21 protein-coding genes are annotated in these 21,194 nt (G+C 64.8%); 5 read left to right on the top strand and 16 right to left on the bottom strand.

Annotation, left to right across the window (positions count from 1 at the left end; all coding sequences use genetic code 11):
• Positions 1-12: 12 nt before the first annotated feature.
• Positions 13-1,272 (bottom strand): phosphonoacetate hydrolase, encoded by a 1,260-nt coding sequence (phnA, locus tag DAEP_RS0117275; protein WP_027245543.1) that lies wholly within the window; start codon positions 1,270-1,272, stop codon positions 13-15.
• A 20-nt stretch (positions 1,273-1,292) separates the two neighbouring features.
• Positions 1,293-2,480: a 2-aminoethylphosphonate--pyruvate transaminase gene (locus DAEP_RS0117270; RefSeq protein WP_027245542.1), complete on the bottom strand. Its 1,188-nt coding sequence runs from the start codon at positions 2,478-2,480 to the stop codon at positions 1,293-1,295.
• 114 nt (positions 2,481-2,594) lie between these two features.
• Between DAEP_RS0117270 and DAEP_RS0117265 the strand changes: the two genes are divergently transcribed.
• Positions 2,595-3,491, top strand: coding sequence for a LysR substrate-binding domain-containing protein (locus DAEP_RS0117265; protein WP_027245541.1), 897 nt, complete (start codon positions 2,595-2,597; stop codon positions 3,489-3,491).
• A gap of 80 nt (positions 3,492-3,571) precedes the next feature.
• On the opposite strand, the gene DAEP_RS0117260 is transcribed toward DAEP_RS0117265, so the two are convergent.
• The 3 genes from DAEP_RS0117260 to DAEP_RS0117250 are packed head-to-tail and all read right to left on the bottom strand — an operon-like array spanning position 3,572 to position 6,623.
• The gene (locus tag DAEP_RS0117260) at positions 3,572-4,606 is read right to left on the bottom strand and encodes an ABC transporter substrate-binding protein (protein WP_027245540.1); all 1,035 of its coding nucleotides are present in this window, start codon (positions 4,604-4,606) and stop codon (positions 3,572-3,574) included.
• Positions 4,576-5,961, bottom strand: a complete 1,386-nt coding sequence (locus DAEP_RS0117255) for a sensor histidine kinase (RefSeq protein WP_008555052.1) — start codon at positions 5,959-5,961, stop codon at positions 4,576-4,578. The genes DAEP_RS0117260 and DAEP_RS0117255 overlap by 31 nt, the downstream gene beginning before the upstream one ends.
• On the bottom strand, positions 5,958-6,623 hold the full coding sequence (locus DAEP_RS0117250; protein ID WP_027245539.1) for a response regulator transcription factor: 666 nt from the start codon (positions 6,621-6,623) through the stop codon (positions 5,958-5,960). Before DAEP_RS0117250 ends, DAEP_RS0117255 begins: the two co-directional genes overlap by 4 nt.
• Positions 6,624-6,738: 115 nt before the next feature.
• Between DAEP_RS0117250 and DAEP_RS0117245 the strand changes: the two genes are divergently transcribed.
• The 3 genes from DAEP_RS0117245 (at position 6,739) to DAEP_RS0117235 (ending at position 9,973) form a co-directional block, all read left to right on the top strand.
• A complete protein-coding gene (locus DAEP_RS0117245; RefSeq protein WP_027245538.1) occupies positions 6,739-7,722 on the top strand; it encodes a tripartite tricarboxylate transporter substrate binding protein in 984 nt (327 codons plus the stop codon).
• 237 nt (positions 7,723-7,959) lie between these two features.
• Positions 7,960-8,454, top strand: coding sequence for a tripartite tricarboxylate transporter TctB family protein (locus DAEP_RS0117240; RefSeq protein WP_027245537.1), 495 nt, complete (start codon positions 7,960-7,962; stop codon positions 8,452-8,454).
• 1 nt (position 8,455) lies between these two features.
• Positions 8,456-9,973 carry a tripartite tricarboxylate transporter permease gene (locus tag DAEP_RS0117235; protein WP_027245536.1) on the top strand — a complete coding sequence of 506 codons (1,518 nt, stop codon included), beginning with the start codon at positions 8,456-8,458 and terminating at the stop codon, positions 9,971-9,973.
• A gap of 101 nt (positions 9,974-10,074) precedes the next feature.
• Here the strand turns inward: DAEP_RS0117235 and DAEP_RS0117230 are convergent, their stop codons facing one another.
• The 3 genes from DAEP_RS0117230 to DAEP_RS0117220 form a co-directional block, all read right to left on the bottom strand.
• On the bottom strand, positions 10,075-10,740 hold the full coding sequence (locus tag DAEP_RS0117230) for an acyl-homoserine-lactone synthase (RefSeq protein WP_027245535.1): 666 nt from the start codon (positions 10,738-10,740) through the stop codon (positions 10,075-10,077).
• 61 nt (positions 10,741-10,801) lie between these two features.
• Entirely contained in the window at positions 10,802-11,437 is a 636-nt protein-coding gene (locus tag DAEP_RS0117225; RefSeq protein WP_084204452.1) for a helix-turn-helix transcriptional regulator, read from the bottom strand.
• 197 nt (positions 11,438-11,634) lie between these two features.
• Positions 11,635-11,991 (bottom strand): helix-turn-helix domain-containing protein, encoded by a 357-nt coding sequence (locus DAEP_RS0117220; RefSeq protein ID WP_245595112.1) that lies wholly within the window; start codon positions 11,989-11,991, stop codon positions 11,635-11,637.
• Between the two features lie 333 nt (positions 11,992-12,324).
• Here DAEP_RS0117220 and DAEP_RS0117210 point away from each other — a divergent pair, with 333 nt between their 5' ends.
• Complete coding sequence (locus DAEP_RS0117210) at positions 12,325-12,594, top strand: hypothetical protein (RefSeq protein ID WP_161787065.1); 270 nt, start codon at positions 12,325-12,327, stop codon at positions 12,592-12,594.
• Between the two features lie 53 nt (positions 12,595-12,647).
• Here DAEP_RS0117210 and DAEP_RS0117205 read toward each other — a convergent pair whose 3' ends face one another.
• From DAEP_RS0117205 to DAEP_RS0117170, 8 genes are all read right to left on the bottom strand, one after another.
• Positions 12,648-13,568 carry a nucleoside hydrolase gene (locus DAEP_RS0117205; protein WP_027245531.1) on the bottom strand — a complete coding sequence of 307 codons (921 nt, stop codon included), beginning with the start codon at positions 13,566-13,568 and terminating at the stop codon, positions 12,648-12,650.
• A 16-nt stretch (positions 13,569-13,584) separates the two neighbouring features.
• Positions 13,585-14,268 (bottom strand): aminoacyl-tRNA hydrolase, encoded by a 684-nt coding sequence (pth, locus tag DAEP_RS0117200; protein WP_027245530.1) that lies wholly within the window; start codon positions 14,266-14,268, stop codon positions 13,585-13,587.
• 75 nt (positions 14,269-14,343) lie between these two features.
• Positions 14,344-15,585, bottom strand: coding sequence for an NAD(P)/FAD-dependent oxidoreductase (locus tag DAEP_RS0117195; protein ID WP_008553812.1), 1,242 nt, complete (start codon positions 15,583-15,585; stop codon positions 14,344-14,346).
• 139 nt (positions 15,586-15,724) lie between these two features.
• Positions 15,725-16,348 carry a 50S ribosomal protein L25/general stress protein Ctc gene (locus DAEP_RS0117190; RefSeq protein ID WP_008554034.1) on the bottom strand — a complete coding sequence of 208 codons (624 nt, stop codon included), beginning with the start codon at positions 16,346-16,348 and terminating at the stop codon, positions 15,725-15,727.
• A 147-nt stretch (positions 16,349-16,495) separates the two neighbouring features.
• Positions 16,496-18,238 carry a di-heme-cytochrome C peroxidase gene (locus tag DAEP_RS0117185; RefSeq protein WP_027245529.1) on the bottom strand — a complete coding sequence of 581 codons (1,743 nt, stop codon included), beginning with the start codon at positions 18,236-18,238 and terminating at the stop codon, positions 16,496-16,498.
• Between the two features lie 96 nt (positions 18,239-18,334).
• Complete coding sequence (locus DAEP_RS0117180) at positions 18,335-19,501, bottom strand: alpha-hydroxy acid oxidase (protein WP_008556215.1); 1,167 nt, start codon at positions 19,499-19,501, stop codon at positions 18,335-18,337.
• 203 nt (positions 19,502-19,704) lie between these two features.
• Positions 19,705-20,496, bottom strand: a complete 792-nt coding sequence (trpA, locus tag DAEP_RS0117175) for a tryptophan synthase subunit alpha (RefSeq protein ID WP_008555201.1) — start codon at positions 20,494-20,496, stop codon at positions 19,705-19,707.
• Positions 20,497-20,601: 105 nt separating this feature from the next.
• A complete protein-coding gene (locus tag DAEP_RS0117170) occupies positions 20,602-21,099 on the bottom strand; it encodes an acyloxyacyl hydrolase (protein ID WP_027245528.1) in 498 nt (165 codons plus the stop codon).
• Positions 21,100-21,194 lie beyond the last annotated feature (95 nt).

The following is a 21,194-nucleotide window of genomic DNA, read 5'->3' as shown; positions in this document are numbered from 1 at the left end:
TCCCCCCTTGGTTCACAGCGCTGCCGCGGTGCAGGCGTAGAAGAAAGCGTCAAAGTTGCGCAAAGCCTCAGGCTGCTCCGGCAGATCCAGAACCCGGTTCACGATAAAGGGCACCTCCTGTTCCGTCAGCCCGCCGTGGCTGCGCAAAGGCTCCTTCAGCGCGGCCAGGTCGTGACGGTGGGCCGAGGTGCCAATCGTGACGTTCTCGCCGGAGATCACCACCAGATGGCCGATCCGGTCCTTGGGCAGCTCAAAACGGCGCACGGCCTCGTCCTGGTCAAAGACATGGGTAATCCCGTCCAGGGCCTCAATCTGCGGAATGATCTCGCTCATTATCACGCCATCGGGCAGGTACACAGTTGCAAAAGACCCCAGCGCGCCGTGGTGGACGACATAAGGATCGGTGATCGGCAGGATCACCCGGGCCTTTCCCGCGCCCAGGCTTTCATCCAGATAATCCTGAAGGTAGACCACATTGGGCGACCCGTCGGCATGGTGCTTGGGTTTCATGCCGTGATCGGCAGTCACCACGATGGCCGCGCCCGTTTCATCCAGTTGCGCCAGATACCTGTCGAACATCGCATAGAAGTCCAGCGCGCCCTGCTCGTCCGGGGCGAACTTGTGCTGGATGTAGTCGGTGGTCGACAGGTACATCACGTCCGGGCGGAACTCCTGCAACAGCTTTACCCCGGCGGCAAAGACGAACTCGCTCAGCTCCGCCGAATAGACCTCCGGCACCTCCATGCCGAGCCACGCGCTGGCGTTGTCAATGCCGTGCTCCGCCTTGGTGGTCTCCCCCGACCGCTCCGAGGAGAACGCGACCGCCCGGTTTTCGTCGAACCTGAGGCCCGCCCCCAAAAGCGCCCGCAGCTTGTCCTTGGCGGTGACCACGGCAACCCGGCAGCCCGCCTCGTAGAATTGCGAGAAGATGGTGGGCGCGCGCAAAAACCGCACGTCGTTCATCATCACTTCTTCGCCTGTGTCCGGGTCGATAAGGTAGTTGCCGCAGATCCCGTGCACCGCAGGCGGCCGGCCCGTCGCGATGCTGAGGTTGTTGGGATTGGTGAAGGACGGGATCACCGAATGCGCCAGCCGGTCCGTGCCAGTCTCGCGGATCCGCTTCAGCGTTGGCATCAGCCCCTGGGCGATGGCCGCCTCCAGGTAGTCCGGCTCGCAGCCGTCCAGGCAGATCGCAATCGCCGGAACCTTGGGCGCCGGATAGCTGCGCCCGTTGGCGTTGACAGGCCCGGTGAAGGGGGTTCCAGTGGTCATGTCTTGAAGTCCTTTGTGTCTCAGGCGGCCAGTTTGGCGCGTTCTTTCAGGGCCGCAGCGGGGGGCGCCGCGCTGGCGACCCCCATTTCGGCCAGGGTTTCCTTGGCGGCGGCCACAACCCGCCGTATCACATGTTCGTCCATCTGCCCGATGCAGCCGATGCGGAAGCTGTCCACCACCGTCAGCTTGCCCGGGTAGAGGATAAAGCCCTTCGCCTTCATCAGATCGTAAAAGCGGCTGAACTCGAAATTACGGTCCGCAGGGCAAAAGAATGTGACGATGATGGGGCTCAGCCAGCGGCTGTCCAGCAGGGTCTCGAACCCCAGCTGCCGCATCCCCGCCACCATCACGTCGCGGTTCCTGGCATAGCGCGCGCCGCGCGCGGCCACCCCGCCCTCCGCTTCATGCGCGCGCAGCGCCTCCAGAAAGGAGGCCGCAACATGTGTCGGCGGCGTGAACCGCCACTGGCCGGTCGCCTCCAGCGCGGCCCATTGCGCATGCACATCCAGGGACAGCGAATGGCTGTTACCCTCGGCGGCCTCGATTTCCGCCTTGCGGGCAAGGATAAAGCCGAAGCCCGGCACCCCTTCGATGCACTTGTTGGCCGAGGACACCATCGCCTCATACCGGATCTGCGCAGGCTCCAGCCCGATCGCGCCAAAGGCCGACATCGAGTCTATCAGCAGCTTGCGCCCCGCCGCATAGGTGGCTTGCGAAATCTCCTCCACCGGGTTCAAAATGCCCGAAGACGTCTCGCAATGGACCGCCACCACATGGGTGATCGCGGGGTCTTGCGCCAGGATCTGCGCCACCTCCGCCCCGCGCGGCGGCAGGTAGTCGCCCTTGTCCAGCACCGCATGATCGCGGCCCAGATACCTGAGCGTCTGCGCCGCGCGCTGGCCGTAGGCGCCGTTGGCCAGCACCAGCGCCTTGCCGCCGGGGGGAATGAAGGAGCCCAGCATCGCCTCCACCGCAAAACTGCCCGAACCCTGCATCGGCACGCAGTCAAACGCTTCCGCGCCTGCGCCCAGCAGCGCCAGCAGGCGGCGGCGGATCTCGCGGGTCATGGCGCGGAAATCATCATCCCAGCTGCCCCAGTCCCGCAGCATCGCCTGCTTCACCGCATAGGAGGTGGTCAGCGGCCCCGGCGTCAGCAAATAGGGCTCGCCCAGCCGGGGCGGTTCAAGCGGGTCCGTCGAAACACTCATCTGCAATCTCCCAAAGCAGGTTGCCCGCATCATTGCCGCCGGGGTTTCCATATGTAAAATTGCAAAAAACGATCTAATCATAGGCTCAGCCTATGGAAAAACAGGACTTCCGCCATGCGCCATTCCCAGCTCAAGGCCTTCCATCATGTCGCCCTCCTCGGCGGTTTCTCCCGCGCCGCAGAGGCCCTGCACCTCACCCAGCCCGCGGTCTCGGAACAGGTGCGGAAGCTGGAGCAGGACCACGATGTGCTGCTGTTTCACCGCGAGAAGAAGCGGGTCATCCTGACCGGCGCGGGCGAAAAGCTGCTGCAGCTGACGAAGCAATATTTCGAGGTCGAGAGCCAGATCGCCGAGCACCTGTCCGAGAGCGGCGCTGCGGCCGGGGGCGAGCTGCGGATCATCGCCGATTCCGCGCAGCATCTGACCGGCTTTCTGGGGCCGTTCCAGCAGCGTTACCCGAATATCACCATTTCCCTGCGGGCCGGGAACACCGGCGCTATCCTGGATGAACTGCGGGCCTACAACGCCGAAATCGGCGTCGTCGGCAGCCTCACCCCCGGCAAGGACATGAGCGTTCTGCACCTCGGCGCGACCGAAATCACCGCCTTTGCCGCACGCGGCCTGCTGCCGGCCTCGCAACGGACGCTGACGTTCAGGGAACTGGCCCGCCTGCCGCTGGTGTTCCGCGAAGACGGATCGAAAACCCGCGAAAAGGTCGAAGCGGCCGCCCGCACGCAAGGGATCACGCTGAAGCCCGCGATTGTCGCCGAAGGACGGGAGGCGGTGCGGGAGCTTGCCGCCTCAGGCGCGGGCGTCGGTTTCGTGTCGGCGGCGGAGTTCGGCCATGACAGCCGACTGGTGCAATACCGGCTGCAGGGGGCCGGTCTGGAGATGAGCGAAAGCATGGTCTACCTGACCCAGCGGCGCGACGTGAAGGTGATCCGGGCCTTCATGGAGTTCGCAACCGGCCTGCAGGCACAGAAAGCCGCCGCCGCGCAGGCGGGGGCATAGCATAGGCCGATTGGGCGCCATCGGCGGCCCTCGCCGCCAAGGCTCATCCCCGGCGCTGGCGGATCATCCGCGGAACCGCGTTATTGCTTGCGCACGGCGCTGAACCATTCTGCCATGAAGCGGCGGCGCTTCTCGGCGTCCAGATAGACCAGCAGGCCCGGCCCCAGCTGAATCGGCCGTTTCGGGCTGGCGCTGTCCACAAAGGCAACCGGCGGCTGCGTGAACGGATAGTTTTCCGCTGGCGGCTGCGACCAGGCCGCGGCGGCCAGATGGTCGGCAAAGCTGCGCGCCAGACCGGGCTGACGCCCGCCCTTCAGCAGCACGGCAGAGCGCATCATCAGATGGGTGTAATCCTCGGGGTCGATCACGATGATCTTGTCCGCCAGATCCCGCCGGGCCCGCGCATAGCTGCCCAGAACGTTATAGGCCACCAGGATCTCCCCGGACGCGACGCTTTCGATCATGCTGGAGGAACAGCAGAACAGCTTCGGGTCCAGGCTGCCGATGACCTCCATCAGCCGCCAGTAGGTTTCCGACGTGCGCGCGTCCTGCGTCGCAAAGAGATACCCCAGCCCGCTCAGCGAGACATCATAGGTGCCAACCTTGCCGCGGAACCGCTCCGGCTGCGCGCGCAAGAGCGAAATCAGGTCCTGCCGCGTGCGCAAGGCCTCGCCGCCGGAAAACGCCGCCGCCGACACGACGATGGACGCGGGTTCCAGGGAAAAGGCGAACACATGGCTGCGCCACTCGCCCCATTCCGGGATCAGCGCAGTCGCCGCTGAGCGGTGCGGGCGGGTGAACCCGTCATTGGCCAGCTTGGTCTGCAAGTCCATGGCCGAAGACAGGGCCACGTCGAACGGCTCCTGCCCCTCCAGCACCGCCTTCATCACCTCGCTGCTGTTGGCCACGGTGTATTCGATTGCCGCCTCCGGATGATCCTCCAGAAAGCTGCCGATCAGCGGCTCCAGAATCGCCGTGTCCGTGGTCGAAATCACCCGCAGCGGGGTGCCGTTCTCGGGGCCGATCCAATGCCGCTCCTCCACCTCGAACCCCGCTGCCGCTGCGGCCGCAAGGGTCAGGCACGTCAGGAGAGCGGAAAACAAAGCGTTACGCACGCGCCTGCTCCTGTCTGGCTGTTTTCGATAATCAGGCGGCCGCCGTGAGCCTCGGCCACCTCGCGGGCGATGGTCAGGCCCAGCCCCGAGCCAATGGTGTCCGCCGCATTGGCGCCGCGGACGAACCGGCGGGTCAAAACTTCCGTGTCCTCGCCTGCAAAGCCGCCGGCCTCATCTTCGACTTCGATGCGAGCCTCGCTGCCCGCGCGGGAGGTGCGCACCTGTATGTCCCTGTCCCGGCCGGAATACTTGATGGCATTGTCCAGAATATTGCGCACCGCGTTTTGCAGCAGGATCGCATCGCCCAGGATGCTGATATCGTCAGCACCTTGGAAATGCAGCACAATATCCTTAAGCTCCGCCACCGGCTGCAGCCGCTCCGTCAGGTCGCGGGCCAGCGCGGTCAGATTGACCTCCTGCCGCTCCAGGCTGTCAGCGCGGAACGACACCATGGCGTGATCCAAAAGCTGCCCCGCCGCGCGGGAGCTTTCGTCGATGGCGCGGATCATCTCGCGCAGGCTGGCCCGGTTGTCTTCATTCTCCACCCGCATCAGCGTGACCTCGGCCTGGGCGCGCACTGTCGCCAGCGGCGTGCGCACCCGGTGCGCGGCTTCGGCGATGAAGTCCTCGGACCGGCCCAGCGAGGCCTGCAAGCGGCGGATGAAACTGTTGAGCGACAAGACCAGCGGCGACATCTCGGCGGGCACCGGGCGGGTGACCGGGCGCAGATCCTTGGGACCGCGCCGCGAGATCGCCTCGGTCAGCGAGCGCAGCGGGGTGATGCTGGACTGCGCGGCCCAAACCGCCAGGCCCGAGGCCAGCACGAAAAAGCCCACCCCCAGAAACAGCGCGGACCGGAACAGCTGCTCCAGCAAGGCCGCCTGGCCGGTGCGGGTCTGGGCCACCGACACCTGCACCGCCACCGGCGCGCCCTGCGCCGCCAGGCGGCGCGACACCGTCACCGCCCGGATCGTCTCCCCCTTGTACGCGGCGGTTTCAAACAGCGGCTGCCGCGGCTGCACCGGTTGCTCAGCCACCGGCAGATCGGCATATCCGGTCAGCACCCCGGCGGGGCTTGCGATCCGGTAAAACACCCGGTCATCGCTGACATTGCCCAGCATCGACAGGGCGGCATAGGGGATGTCGGCAGTGATTTCCCCCGCTTGCACCGAAACGGAGTCCAGTATCGAGGTTGCCGAGGCCTGCAGGATCCTGTCGTGGCTTTCCTCGGCCACCGTGCGGACAAACCCCAGCACCGCAAAGAACAGCACCGCCGCCAGCAGCGCTGCGCTCCCCACCAGCTGCAGCAGCAGGCGGCGGCGGAGGGAGCCGCTGACATTGACCGCTGCGCTCATTCCAGGCTCAGCCGGTAGCCCAGGCCGCGCACCGTGGTGATCTGCACGCCGGAGCCGGCCAGATGCTTGCGCAGCCGGGCGACATAGACCTCGATGGCATTTTCCGACCCCTCCTCGTCATAGGAAAACAGCCGGTCGACCAGATTCGGTTTGGAAAAAATCCGCTCCGGCGCGTTCAGAAACACCTCCAGCAGCCGCAGTTCCCGGTTGCGCAGCGCGACGGTCCTGCCGCCGGCGGACAGGGTTCCCGCCATCGGATCGAACTGCAGGTTTCCGAATCGCCGCAGGTTGGAACTGCCGCCGCCCCGCCGCCGCAAGACCGCCCGGCAGCGTGCCTCAAGCTCAGAAAAATCAAACGGCTTAGTGATATAATCGTCGGCGCCGAGGTCCAGCATCCCAACCCGGTCAGACACCTCGGAGCGGGCCGTGAGAACAATAACAGGGGTTTCCTTCCGGTTCTCCCGGTGCGCCTTCAGGAAGCTGCGCCCGTCCCCGTCCGGCAGCATAATATCCAGCAAAATCAAATCGTAATCCGTGGTGCCGGAAAATGCAGAGGCGGTGCTCACATCCGGCGCGTGGTCCGCAACATGCCCGTCCAGCCGCAGCCGGTCCAGGATCGCCTTTGCCAGGCTTTCATTGTCTTCAACCAGCAGGAAGCGCATCGGCGCCGCTCCTTCCCAATCGGCCTTGTCGGCCCCGTGACAGGTTTGTGTCAGCTTGCTGTGCTTCTTTCAGTCATGAGCGGCTTGACCGCGATTTGTCAAATGGGAGGACAACATGAACAAATGGACCCTGACCCGCCGCGCAGCGCTGGCGGCAACAGCGGCAGCACTGGCGTTTGCCAGCCCGTCCTGGGCCGGCGAGCAGGTGGTCGACAGCATCCACTTCCTGATCCCCGGCGGCGCAGGCGGCGGCTGGGACGGCACCGCCCGCGGCACCGGCGAAGCGCTGACGGAGGCCGGGCTGGTGGGCAAGGTGTCTTACGAAAACATGTCCGGCGGCGGCGGCGGCAAGGCGATCGGCTACCTGATCGAAAACGCCGCCAGCCAGCACGGCACGCTGATGGTGAATTCCACCCCGATCGTGATCCGCTCGCTCACCGGTGTGTTCCCGCAGAACTTCCGCGATCTGACCCTGGTGGCAGGCACCATCGGCGACTATGCGGCCATCGTGGTGGGCAAGGACAGCCCGATCAATTCGATGGAGGACCTGCTGGCCGCCTACAGGGCCGACCCGCGCGGCACTGCGGTGGGCGGCGGTTCGGTTCCGGGGGGCATGGACCACCTGGTTGCGGCGATGGTGATGGAGGCCGCGGGCGAGGACCCGACGGCCTTCAAATACATCCCCTATGACGCCGGCGGCAAGGCCATGGCCGCACTGCTGTCGGGCGAGATCGCGGCGCTCAGCACCGGATTCTCCGAAGCCATCGACCTGGCCGATGCAGGCGAGGTGAAGATCATCGGCGTCACTGCCGATGCGCGCGTGGACAGCTATCCGGATGCGCCGACGATGAAGGAACAGGGGCTCGACACCACCTTCGTGAACTGGCGCGGATTTTTCGGGGCCCCCGGCCTGCCCGAGGACAAGCTGGCCGCCTACCAGGACGCGCTGGCCAAGATGTACGATACCCCGGAATGGGAAGAGGTCCGCGCCCGCAACGGCTGGGTCAACATCCATAATTCCGGCGATGATTTCCGCGCCTTCCTGGAGAACCAGGAACAGGCCATCGGCGATCTGATGAAAAAGCTCGGTTTCCTCTGAACCCTGCGCAACCGCGGGGGCTTTGCCCCCGCACCCCCAGGATATTTCCAGCCAGAAGAAGCCCGCCCCTGCGCCGCCGATCGCAGAGTGCCGGTTCCGCCCCCCGGGCCCGCACCCTGTCGTCAAAGCGCAGAGCACGGCCTTTCTTCTGGCCGCAAATATCCCGGGGAGCCGCGCAGCGCGCGGCGGGGGCAGCGCCCCTTTTCCTTCAATACCTTCACAATACCGGAGGAGCATATGGCACTCGACCGCTGGATTGCCCTGGTCATCCTGATGATCTGCCTCGCCTATGGCTATGCGGCTTTCTTCACCATGGACGCCGCCCTGCCGCCGTTCATGAAACGCAACCCGGTCTGGCCCAGCACCTTTCCCAAGGTGCTGTCGGTGATGGCCGTTCTGGCCGCGCTCTTTGTGCTGCTGGGGTTTGAAAAAGGCGCCGACGATCCGAAACCGATGGACATCAACTACCGCCGCCTGACGGAGTACAAGCTGGGCCAGGCGCTGGCGCTGCTGGGGCTGATGGCGGCCTACGCGCTGCTGCTGCGGCCCGCGGGCTTCCTGCCAGCGACCGTGGGCTTTCTGGTTGCCGGCGCCTGGGTGCTGGGCGAGCGCAAGCTGCACATCCTGCTGCCGGTCACCGCCGGGGCGGCCGGCGTGGTCTGGTATCTGGTGCAGCAGGTGCTTGGGATTTTCCTGAGCCCCTGGCCCGCATTTCTGACAAACGGAGGCTGACATGCTCGAAGGCATCATGGTCGGGCTGGCAACAGCCTTTTCCCTCACCAATCTTCTGATGGTCATCGGCGGCTGCCTGATCGGCACTTTCATCGGCATGCTGCCGGGGCTGGGGCCGATGTCGATCATCGCCATCATGATCCCGGTCGCGATCTCCATCGGCGATCCCTCCGCCGCGCTGATCCTGCTGGCCGGTGTTTATTACGGCGCGATCTTCGGCGGCTCCACTTCCTCGATCCTGATCAACGCGCCCGGCGTGGCCTCCACCGTGGCGACCAGTTTCGACGGCTATCCGCTGGCGCGGCAGGGCAAAGCCGGCAAGGCGCTGACGGTGGCGGCCATCGCATCCTTCTCGGGCGGCAGCATCGGGGCGGTCCTGCTGATGATCTTCGCCCCCGCGCTGGCGACCGTGGCGCTGCTGTTCCACTCAGCCGAATATTTCGCGCTGATGGTCGTGGGCCTGTCGGCGATCGCCGCCTTCGCCGGATCCGGCCAGGTCGGCAAGGCGCTCCTGATGACGCTTCTGGGGCTGATCATGGCGACGGTGGGCGAAGGCGCGCTGTTCAACATGCCGCGCTTTACCATGGGCATCATGGACCTGCAGTCGGGCTTTGGCTTCATCACCCTGGCAATGGCGATGTTCGCCCTGCCCGAGGCGATGTACCTGGTGCTGGACCCCTCCCGTTCCAGCTCCGGCAGCGGCAGCGGCGAGATCAAGGATCTGCGCATCACCAAGGCTGAGGCCAAGGCCATCGCCCCGGTGATCGGCCGCCAGTCGATCCAGGGCTTTCTGATCGGTGTGCTGCCCGGTGCCGGGGCCACCATTGCGTCCTTCCTCGGCTACGCGGTGGAGCGCAACATTGCCCCGAAGGAAGAGCAGGAGCAGTTCGGCAAGGGCTCACTCAAAGGCCTCGCCGCGCCGGAAAGCGCCAACAACGCCGCCTGCACCGGCTCCTTTGTGCCGCTCCTGACGCTGGGCATCCCCGGCTCCGGCACCACCGCGATCCTGCTCGGGGCGCTGATTGCGCTGAACGTCTCGCCCGGGCCGCGGCTGATGGTGGATGAGCCGCAGATTTTCTGGGCGGTGATCATTTCGATGTACCTCGGCAACCTGATCCTGTTGATCCTGAACCTGCCGCTGATCCCCTACATCGCCAAGGTGCTGGCAGTGCCGCGCAACTACCTGATCCCCTTCATCCTGTTCTTCACGCTGATGGGGGCCTACATCGGCCAGAACAACGCCACAGAGCTGCTGATCCTGGTCGGCCTGGGCATCTGCGCGACGGTGCTGCGGTTTGCGGACTATCCGCTGGCACCGCTGCTGATCGGCTTCATCCTGGGACGGATGCTGGAGGACAACTTCGCCCGCTCGATGCAGCTCTATGACGGGCTGGGGTTCATCCTGGAGCGGCCGATGACCCTGGGCCTGCTGGGCCTGGCCCTGATCCTGGTGGTTCTGCCCAGCTACCGTGCCCGGCGCGCCCGGCTGCGGGCCGGAGGCGCCGCCGACGCGGACTGATCCCGGCCGGCATAGCCCCTGCCTGCCCTACCCGGCTGCACGGCCAGGCGGGTCAGGGCGGTTCAGGCTCCCCTCAAGGGAGCCTGAACCGCATCATGACGTTACGCGGCCCCCTGCAGCTCATGCAGCGGAGCGAATTGCGACATCGGCGACATATGGAACGCGGCCAGATCCCGGTTCACCGCGGGGTCGCAGGCCATCAGGAACGACCGGTACTCCCGCCCGTCATCCTCGCAAATATAGCGGGCCGCCTCCCTGCGCACGGAATACCCAAACCGCCTCAGCAGCAGCCCCAGGCTGCGCGGCGACAGCGACATCATTTCCGAGGCGCCAAGGCTGAAGGCCGCCTGGCACAGGCCCGCGACGACCAGCTTGGTCTCGATGGACGGCTGCGCGCTGTCCGCCAGGGTTTCATCCATGACAAAGCGGGTGCATTCCCAGGTCCTCCCGGTCTCCGGGTAGGCGCTCAGCAGGCCGCCCGGTATGCCCTGGATCTTGCCGTCCCTGGCATCCTTCAGCATGTAGCTCCAATAGCCGTCGCTGCCGCCGCAGGACGCGGCACGCGCCCCGGCGACGACCCGGCCGCGCTGCGTGACAATCGAGTAAACTGCCCCCGGCCGGTCGTACTGGTCCTGCTCGAAGGTTCCGTCGTGGTCCAGGCCCCAGCCCAGTTCATCCACCAGCTTCTGCTTGCGCAGGGCAAGAAACCCCTGATATGCCGCGTTGAAACCGGACCGCTGCTCGTAAGAAAAGATATGTAGATGCATGGCGCTCTCCTTGTTGCAGCGCCATGATCGAAGGGTCCAAGCCGTTTGAAATCCTGAAGTGTCAGATCAGTCCGAATTTTATTACTTGTGATATGAGCTGAGCGCTTGTTTTTGCGTCCAGAGCTTGCATCGCCGTCCGCCGCCGCGCCCTGACCGTTTCCAGTTTGACGCCCAAATTCTCCGCGATTTCCTGATCTTTGCAGCCGTTGCACATCATCCGCAGCACATCTTTAACGGGAGCCGTAAGGGTGATGGAATGCGACGGCTCATACTCCAAGGCGTGCAGGGCATAGAGCGCGGCGCGGGCGATCCGCAATTCCTCGTCGCTCCATTCGGGGCCAGAACAGCTGAGCACGGAGACCCGCCCGTCAGCGCTGATCGCCAAGGTGTTGCCGTGAACCAGACCGTATTTCGCGGCATCCTCGAAGAAGTGTTTAGAAGACGGAAACAGCCGCTCCAGCTCCTTCCAGGTCACCCAGCCTGTGCTGCTCAGCCCGAACTGGATGGTCGGATCGACAAGCAGGTAGGCCTGATCGACATAGCGGTCCACCCACCGCTGCGCGTAGGTGCTGTGGACAAACACCGGCTCGACCCCGTCAAAGCCCACCCCAATGGAATAGCCGCTCTCCGAGATTTTATCCAGCGACCTTAAAAGAATGCCGCGAATATCACTTCTCATATTGTAATCCACACGCATAGTATGCAACCAAATATTACGATACCGCAAAAAGCGATTATCACAAATGATAAATTTTAAACCTGGGCTGGACTATGCAAAGAGAGAAAATCACCGCGGCGACCCTTGAAGCGCTGCTGCGCACGGTCGCCAAGGCCAACCAGGAAAGCCCCCACCAAGGAACCCACCTGTTCGAGCGTATTGTAGAAAGGATAGAATCAGCGCGCGCGGGCGCTGCTGATGAGCCGGTTAACTAGTTTCGCGTCGTCTTCGGAAAGATCCGCTGCCTTGTCCAGAACGCTGCGGTCATCCGCATTCGGCTCATCCGAGAAAAGATAAGCCATATCTATATTTGCGACCTCGCAAATCCGGATGATCCGGGCAACTGTCGGGTTAAAGCGGCCATTCAGCACCTTGCTGACGTATTCCGGGTTATTGCCTGCCGCCTCAGACACCTCATCATAATCCAGCCCCCGGATGTCCAGCGCCTGACGCAGGCGCTGCCGCCAAAGTTCCACCCCCTCATCCGCGGAGAGTCGCCTATTTTCTTCGTGTCTTGTCATGCCGAGCAGCATACACAGAACTATAGTTCCTGCAAATAGAATTATACATCTATACCCAACTCATCCAGAGCAGGTATTTGAAATGCGCCCCTCAGAAACCGATTTACACCCGCCTGCTGATAGAACTATATTTCTACCGCACCGAAGCGCCGGAGGACGCGATGACATTCAGAATCCCAAATTCCCGGCGCGGCGGGCCGCACGGCCCTGCCGTCCTGATGGCGGCCGCCGGCCCCGTCAGCCGCGGCACGCTGCCCGGCCCTTTTTGATAACGCTTGGAGATTTTTTCACATGAACGCCAGCCCTGCGCCCCTTCCTGAAACGCAGGCGGAACGCATTCGGGCCGTGATCGCGGCAGCCCAGGACTATGCCCGGGCGCGCGAAGCCTTTGAAGCCGCCTCCGAAGAGCTGGAGCGCGCGCACCGCCAGAACAGCAGCACCGCCGGCCAGGACCTGGAAGAGCTCGACGCTGCCGCCGATGCCATCGGCAGGACCCAGGCGCGGGTCGCTGACCTGATCGCAACGCTGGCGACCGACGGCTCGCTGGAAACGCTCAGCAGGCTTCTGACGTCCGAAGCCGCCCTGCCCGGCACGCCCAACGGCAACGGCGCCTAACCCCGCCGCCGGGGCTGCCCTCCCGCCACCGGGCAGGACATGAAGTCACGCCGTCACGGCAGCAGCGCCAGTTGCTCCAGAAACAGCGACTTCACCGCTTCCGCGTCCACCGTCATGCAGACCTTCACCGGGTCGCGCCCGCCCTGTGGCGCCGCCAGCGTGGCGCCGGAGGTCTCCCCCTCGCAGGACACCTCAAGCGGCACATCGCGCATCCCGAACAGCTGCGGATGAGTGCAGGCGATCACCGCCGCCGGGTCATGCAGCGAGCAGCCGTTCTTGCCCGCTACCTCCTGATAGAACTTGAGGTAGAAGTACGACATCTCCTGCAGCATGCCGCCCAGCTCCGGCGACTTCGCCGCGATGGTCTCGAAATCCGCAGCTAGGCAGAGAATGCGGTGGGTGACGTCCAGCCCGACAAACACCACCTTGGAGCCACCCTGGCAGACCACATCCGCGGCGTGCGGGTCGTGATAGATATTGGCTTCCGCGTGCGGCGTGATATTGCCGCCCTCCTCCAGGGAGCCACCCATCACCACGATGGATTTGACGTTCTGGATGAACTCCGGGTCGCGCTGCATGGCCAGGGCGATATTGGTCAGCGGGCCGATCGGGCAGACCACCAGCTCGCCCTTGTGCTCGCGCGCCATGCGGCACAGGAACGCCGCGGCGTCCTCCTCCAGCGGTTTGCCCTTGGGCTCCGCCGCCGGGATGTCGCCAAAGCCTTCGTCGCCGTGAACATGCGACGAGGGTTTGAACGGCGGCAACACCAGCGGCGCGGTGGCGCCTGCGGCCACCGGCACATCCAGCTCCGCGGCCTCCAAGAGGCGCAGCGCGTTGCGGGTGGCCGTCGCCGTCGTCACATTGCCGAAGATCGTGGTCAGACCCAAAAGGTCGATGTCCGGTGCCGCCGCGGCATAGAAGATCGCCATCGCATCGTCGATGCCGGGATCGGTGTCGATAATCAGTTTCACCATTGGTCTGCCTCTTGGCTCACTTGAACTTGTCCATCAGCTTTTCCAGCGGCGAGCGGGCGTCCGGCGCCGACTCCTCCCTGGCCGCCTTCTCCGCCGGCGCCTCTGCCTTGGGCTTGGTGGCGGAGCTGCGCGGCGGCGCCACGCGCAGGGCAACCGCATTCATGAACTTGCCGCCATTGCCCTTCGCCAGCTCTGCCGCACCGTCGGAGATGCCGCGCATCAGATCGTCCAGCCAGCCCTCATCCGCCTTGGGAAAGTCGCGCAGCACATACCCCGCGACCGCGTCCTTGTGGCCCGGATGGCCGATCCCCAGCCGCACCCGGGCGTAATCGGCGCCGATGTGCGAATGGATCGAGCGCAGTCCGTTGTGCCCGGCATGGCCGCCGCCCTGCTTCATCCGCGCCTTGCCCGGCGCCAGGTCCAGCTCGTCATGCAGAACCACCACATCGGCAGGCGTCAGCTTGTAAAACCGCATCGCCTCGCCCACCGACTGGCCGGACAGGTTCATGAAGGTCTGCGGCTTCAAGAGCAGCACCTTCTCGCCGCCCAAGGTTCCCTCGCTGATCAGCGCCTGGAACTTGGATTTCCAGGGGCTGAACCCATGGTCCGACGCGATCTGGTCCAGCGCCATGAAGCCGATGTTATGGCGGTTGCGCTCATACTTCGGGCCGGGATTGCCCAGCCCCACAAAGAGTTTCATGGCCTCTGCCCGCTTGCGTTTCAAGGAAACCGAGTGATGCCCTATTTGAGCCGCGGAATCCAGAGGCCGGCGGCCTCAGGCAAAGGCCCGGTCCGCCGCAAACGGCGCCAGGGCGATATTGGGCTGGCGGCCTTCCGCCAGATCCGCAATCAGCCGCCCGGTGATGCCGCTCAGGGTCAGCCCGATGTGCTGATGGCCAAAGGCATACAGCAGCCGGTCCGATTGCGGGCTGGGCCCGATGACAGGCAGCGAATCCGGCAGCGTCGGGCGGAAGCCCAGCCAGTCGCTGTCCGGTTCCGGCAGCGGCCCCAGCATCTCGGCCCCCTTGCGGGCGATATAGGCCAGCCGGCGCGGGTTCGCAGGCGCCTCCAGCGCGGCAATCTCCACCGTGCCGGTCAGCCGCAAGCCCTGCGCATGGGGCACCGCGTAAAACCCCGCCTCGCCCCAGCCCACAGGCCGCGTCACCCGGTGCGCCTCGCCTTTATACATCAGGTGATAGCCGCGCTCGGTGCCCAGCGGCAGCTTTTCCGTGCCTGCCCCCTCAATCCGCTTGGAAAACGCGCCGCCGGCAATCACCGCCCGGCCCGCCGTCAGGCTTTGGCCGTCTGCCCGCACTTCAACCCCGGTGGCAGAGGCCCGCACAGCCTCCACCGGTGCCCGCAGCGTGGTGCCGCCCAGCTCCGTGAAGGCCCGGTGCATCCGGGTGATCAGCTCCTGCGGGTCGCGCAGATGCCGGGCTGCGTGGAAATGCACCGCGCGTTTGACGGGCAGCCGCAGGCCGGGTTCCATCTCCAGTGCTTCCTCCGGGCCGACCTCGCGCCAGGGCACCCCCAGCGCGCGGCGCTGCTCCAGATCCGCCGTCGCCGCCTCCGCCGCTCTTTCCGTCGACCAGACCGACAGCTGGCCGCGCGCCACCACCAGATCCTGGGCGCCTGCCGCCTCGATCAGCGGGTTGATCCCGGCATCCGCATGGGCCAGCAGATCCGCCAGATGGCCCGCAATCCGGCGCGAGGGCGCGGCGCGGCAGTTGGCCAGGAAGGACAGCATCCAGCGAGGGTTGCGCAGCGCATGGGCATAAGACAGCGACAGCGGGCTGTCCTTGGAGAACATCAGGCCGGGCAGTCCCGTCAGCACCGACGGGTCGTTCACCGGCAGGCAGGCATAGGTCGCGAGCGTGCAGGCATTGCCATAGCTGGCGCCCGATCCCGGCGGGTTCGGATCCGCCAGCAGCACCCGGTGCCCGCGCATCTGCGCCCACAGGGCGCAGCTCATGCCGACAGCACCCGCGCCCGCAATGGCAATATCGTAATCGGCCATGCCCTGCTCCCCTTTGTTTCAGACGGAACTGGGGCAGCGGCGCCGGTGAAAGTCAATCACCTGCGCGATGCGCAGCGCACAAAAGAAAACGGGCCCCCGGATGGGAGCCCGTGAAACCGTTGCCCGATGGGCGCAGGTCTTATTCGTCAGCGGCTTCTGCCTCTTCGCCTTCCTCGTCATCGGAAGACGCCAGGCCGGCCGGCGCAGAGATGTTGGCGATCACGAAGTCGCGGTCGATGACCGGCTTGGCGCCTGCGGGCAGGTCGACCGACGAAATGGTGATCACGTCGCCGATGTTCAGGCCTTCCAGGTCCACCACGATCTTCTCGGGGATGTCGCCGGCGGTCACGTTCAGCTCGACTTCCGGACGCACGACGGTCAGCATGCCGCCTTTCTTGATGCCGGGGGCCTTGTCCTCGTTGATGAACTCAACGTGGATGTACAGGTTGATCTTCGAGGTGCGGCGCAGGCGCATCAGGTCGAGGTGGGTCGGCAGGTCCTTCACCACGTCGCGCTGAACGTCGCGGCAGATCACGCGCACGTCGTCATGGCCTTCCACTTTCAGGTTCCACAGGGTGGACTTGAACTGGCCGGCTTTCAGCTTTTTCAGCAGCTCGTTGAACGGAACCTGGATTGCCAGCGGCTCTGCGTCGCCACCGTAAACCACACCCGGAACCATGCCTGCGCGGCGCGCAGCGCGAGCGGCGCCCTTGCCTGTCCCCGCACGTTCCTGGACTACGAGATCAGGAATCTCTTTTGCCATCTTAATTCTCCAATATGTCTGCCGGGGTGCCTCCAAGGCTGTCACCCCGCGTGAAGCCGTGCCTATAGACCTGTTCAGCCATTTTGGAAAGGGGTTTCCTGCCGCCGCAGCCCTTGAAAACAGGGCTGCGGCGGCTTTTCGAGAGGCTCAGATCGACTTCAGATACTCCAGCAAGGCCGTTTTGTCCGCCGCGGACAGGCTGGTGCCGTAATCGTGGCCGCAGCGGCTGTTGCCCGAATCAAGCTGGTCGCAGCCGGTGGTCTCGATCACCTGGTCGAAGGCGGTCTGCTCCGCCGCCATGCCCACCGCCTCGATATCGTAGTTCGGGCCGGGCCTGAACGACGCCGGGCGGTCAGCGGGCGCGGTCAGCAGATCGCGCAGCGTCGGCACGGAACCGTTGTGCAGATAAGGCGCCGCAGCCCAGATCCCGTCCAGCACGCGGGCTTCGTATTTGCAGCCCGGCTCTGCCGCGGATTTGAGCATCCCTGCATTGTCGCCCGTCGGGAAAGCCTTGCGCAAGTCCTCGAACTCCGAGAGCGCATCGCGGTCGTCTTCGTTGCCCGGCGTCGCCTCTGCGGCCTTGGCGGCCCTCACGAAATCCTCACCGAAGGCACCCAGCGAGTGCTGCACGATGGCACCGATCACCGACACCGCCAGCACGTCGAACGCCTTGGCCTCTGCGCCCAGCGTGGTGCCGGTCAGCGGGATCGACGCCCCCTCCAGCACGCCCGTCTTGACCGTGCGGGTCAGCACCCCGCATTCCCGCGTGTCGGTGCCCGCATCCAGGACCGGCGTCTCCCAGGTGGTGTGGAAGATCGAGCGGAACTTGCCCTTCTTCTTGCCATGGCAGGCCACGCAGCCGCCCTCTGCCGCGGTCCGGTTGAACACCGCCTCGCCCTCAGCCGCCAGATCATGGTCCAGCTCCCACGGCCACTGCGGCGCGCCGATGTCCCAGATCCAGTCCTCCAGCGCCTTCAGCCCGGCCCAGTTGGCGGAGTTCTGCGAGATGTAATCCCGGTTGAACAGCACCCCGGACTGCGGCTGCGGATGGAATTCGGCAAAGACGCCATAGACCTCGCCCAGGTTGCGCGACAGCCCCAGCAGATCGTTGCCGTTGGCGGAGAACCCAGGCCATTGGGTGAAGTCCTGACGCGCCGCGTTCCACAAGAACGGGTAGCGGGTGGGCGCGTCGGCCACCGCGATGTTTTCCGGAATCAGATGGTCGTCCGCCGGGTCGCCGATATCCAGCCCCGCCAGCCGGTTGAAAATCATCGACACCGCATCCAGCCGCGCAGGCCCCCAGGCCGGGTCCGGCAGCGAGCGGCCGATCAGTGTGTGGAACCGGTTGCTCCAGACCTCCACTTCTTCCTTAAGCGCATTGCGCCCGGACACCGAAGCACCGCTGCCCAGCACCTTGTCCGCAAAGGCGTCGAACGCGGCATCCTCTGCCAGCACAGCCAGCACCGCATCGTCCAGATCCTTCAGGAAGCTTTGGAAATCGACGATGCCGGGGCCGCCGTCGATCCTGTAGGCGGTGCCGCTCACCTCGATCTGCCGGGTGTGGCAGGCGGAACAGGTCATGCCCACCGCCATATCCGCGCCGCTGCCATTGGTGGTGAAGCCCGCGGGAAGGTCCGCCTCCTGCCGCCCGGCCATTGGCAGATAGCCATAGCGCGCCAGCGCATCGTGCAGGAATGTTTCGCCGCCCGGCAGGGTCAGCGCCCGCATCCAGCCAAGCGGCATGATGCGGGCGCCCTGGTCCTGGGTATAGAACTGCTGGCGCAGGCCGGGTGTCCAATCGCTGCCCTGATTGACATATACCGTCTGCGCTGCTGCCGGCGCGGCCATGGCTGCCGCGCCAATCGCGCAGGTTGCTATCAACGTCCTCATCAAATCCTCCGGTTACAAATTAACAACCCATGGTTGCGCTTCTGCGGGAGGCTTGGACAGGGAAATCTCCGTTCGTTTGTCTTTATTCTGCTGGCTTCACGGTTGCCAGCGGCCGCCAAAGTCCTCCGGGATCAGCAGGTTGTGGCGCCCCAGCCCCTCAACCGAGCGTTCGCCGCACAGCGCCATGGTGGTGTCCAGCTCCTTGCGGATCACCTCCAGCGCCGCCGTCACGCCCTTCTGGCCCATCGCGCCCAGGCCATAGACAAAGGCGCGCCCGATCATGGTGCCCTTGGCCCCCAGCGCCAGCGCCTTCAGCACGTCCTGGCCAGAGCGGATGCCGCTGTCCAGATGCACCTCGACGTCATTGCCGACCGCATCCACGATCTCCGGCAGCATCCGGATCGAGCTCAGCGCCCCGTCCAGCTGCCGCCCCCCGTGGTTGGAAACCACGATGGCATCGGCCCCCAGCTTGGCCGCCATGCGCGCATCCTCGGCGTCGAGGATTCCCTTCAGGATCACCTTGCCGCCCCACATCTCCATCAGCTTTTCGACCTTGCCCCAGTCCAGTGCCGGGTCGAACTGCTCTGCCGTCCAGGCGCCCAGCTGCGAGGTGTCGGAGACGCCGTGCACATGGCCCACGATATTGCCGAAGTTGCGCCGCTTGGCCCCCAGCATCTCGATGCCCCAGGCCCATTTGGTCATCAGGTTGGCAATGGTCTTGGGCGTGAGCTTCGGCGGTGCCGACAGGCCGTTCTTCAAGTCCTTGTGGCGCTGGCCCAGGATCTGCAAATCCAGCGTGATCACCAGCGCCGAGCATTTCGCATCCTTGGCGCGCTGGATCAGGCGGCGGATATAGTCCTCGTCCTTCATCGTATAAAGCTGGAACCAGAACGGTTTGGAGGTCGCCTCCGCCACTTCCTCGATCGAGTTGATCGACATGGTGGAGAGCGTGAACGGCACGCCAAAGTCTTCCGCTGCGCGGGCCGCCTTGATCTCGCCGTCGGCGTGCTGCATCCCCGTCAGCCCCACCGGCGCCAGCGCCACCGGCATCGCCACGTCCTGGCCGATCATCCGGCTGGCGGTGGTCCGCCCCGACATATCCACAGCAACCCGCTGGCGCAGTCGGATCTTTTCGAAATCAGAGGTGTTCTCGCGGAAGGTCTGTTCGGTCCAGCTGCCGCTTTCGGCATAGTCGTAGAACATCCGCGGCACGCGGCGTTCATAGATGCGCTTCAGGTCGTTGATATTGGTGATCACCGGCACCGGATAGTCTCCCGCTTTCGTTTGGTAAAGTTTTCTTACCAATTCAGAGCAGCAAAAGCAACGCTGCCTTTGCCGCACCCCTTGAAACGCAAAAAACCGCGCCGGGGCGCGGTTTACTCTATTCATTTCAGGTCCGCCCGGCGGCACCGGCGGGCAGCGCCGACCCTCCCAATGGGAGAGCGCCGCCCGAAGTGTATCGAAACTCAGCCTTTATGCGCGCCATCCGCGAGGGACTTCACAAAGGCCAGCACCTCTGCCGGAGATTTACCTGCGCCGATCTGGCTGACGATAGCACTGCCCACCACCGCACCGTCGGAGATCGAAGCGATGTTCTGCGCCTTCTCCGGCGTGTTGATGCCAAAGCCCACGATGATCGGCAGATCAGTCGCCGCCTTGATGCGCGCCACCTCGGGGCCGACGTCGCCCGCCTCGGCCTCCGCCGCGCCGGTGATGCCGGTGATCGAGACGTAATAGACAAAGCCGGAGGTGTTCTGCAGCACCTTGGGCAGGCGCGCGTCGTCAGTGGTCGGGGTCGCCAGGCGGATGAAGTTCAGCCCCGCCTTCTGCGCCGGAATGCACAGTTCCTCATCCTCTTCCGGCGGCAAGTCCACCACGATCAGCCCGTCGATGCCCGCGGCCTTGGCGTCCTCCAGGAATTTGTCCACGCCGCGGTTATAAATCGGGTTGTAGTAGCCCATCAGCACGATCGGGGTGGTGTCGTCGCCCTTGCGGAAGTCGGCCGCCAGCTGCAGCGTCCTCTCCAGCGTCATGCCGCCGTCCAGCGCCCGCTGCCCGGCCAGCTGGATGGTCGGCCCGTCGGCCATCGGATCGGTGAACGGCAGGCCCAGCTCGATGATGTCCACGCCCGCGCCCGGCAGCCCCTTCACCACCTCCAGAGAGGTCTCGTAATCCGGGTCGCCTGCCATCACGTAGGTGACAAAGGCTTTCTTTCCGGCAGCGTTCAATTCGGCAAATTTGGCATCAATGCGGGTCATGGGCGGGCCTTGCTTTCAGGTTTCCGCCCCGGTGTGCCGAATGTTGCGCGGGAAATCAATCCCGCGCCGCGCGCCGGGCCGCCCAGCCCGGCAGCCGGCCCCGGCTCAGCCGCCCAGCGGAATGTGCCAGCGCAGCGATACTGAGTTCACGCCGGGGTTATCGTCCGCGGTGGAGGCGTTGGATTTGTGGCTGAACGCCAGCGACACCGCCTTGCCGCTGTGGAACCGCTTGCCCACCGCCAGCAGCGTGCGGATTTCAAAGGCAGAGCCCAGGTCATTGGCATCGGAGCTTTCGTGATAGGCACCGGGCATCAAGCTGGACTCGATGAACCAGTCATTGTTCAGATCAAACACACCGCTGATGCCGACACCGGCAAACACGTCGCCCGTCTCCTGCACCTCCAGCGCGGCGCCAAAGCGGGCCGACAGCCGCCCGCGCTCGTAGAAAGGCGCGTGCAGGTAATCCACCGCAAACATCGCACCGTCTTCCGCCGCATCCCGGTGATAGTCGGAATACCCCAGCCCCAGCGTCACCTCCTGGGCAGCCGCGGGCAATGCCATCGCAGCCGACAGTGCCGCCGCCAGCAAAGCTGTCTGTTTCATTTCTGGCCCCTCGCAGAATTATTTATTTTGCTTAAAGATATTTTATTGCAGTGGTTTTCCAAGCCACCTCACGAAAAAGCAATATGAGGGCCTGC

The organism is Leisingera daeponensis DSM 23529, from assembly GCF_000473145.1.
Lineage (GTDB): Bacteria > Pseudomonadota > Alphaproteobacteria > Rhodobacterales > Rhodobacteraceae > Leisingera > Leisingera daeponensis.
The sequence above is the reverse complement of the archived record's forward strand: the minus strand, read 5'-3'. Positions and strand labels throughout refer to the sequence as shown.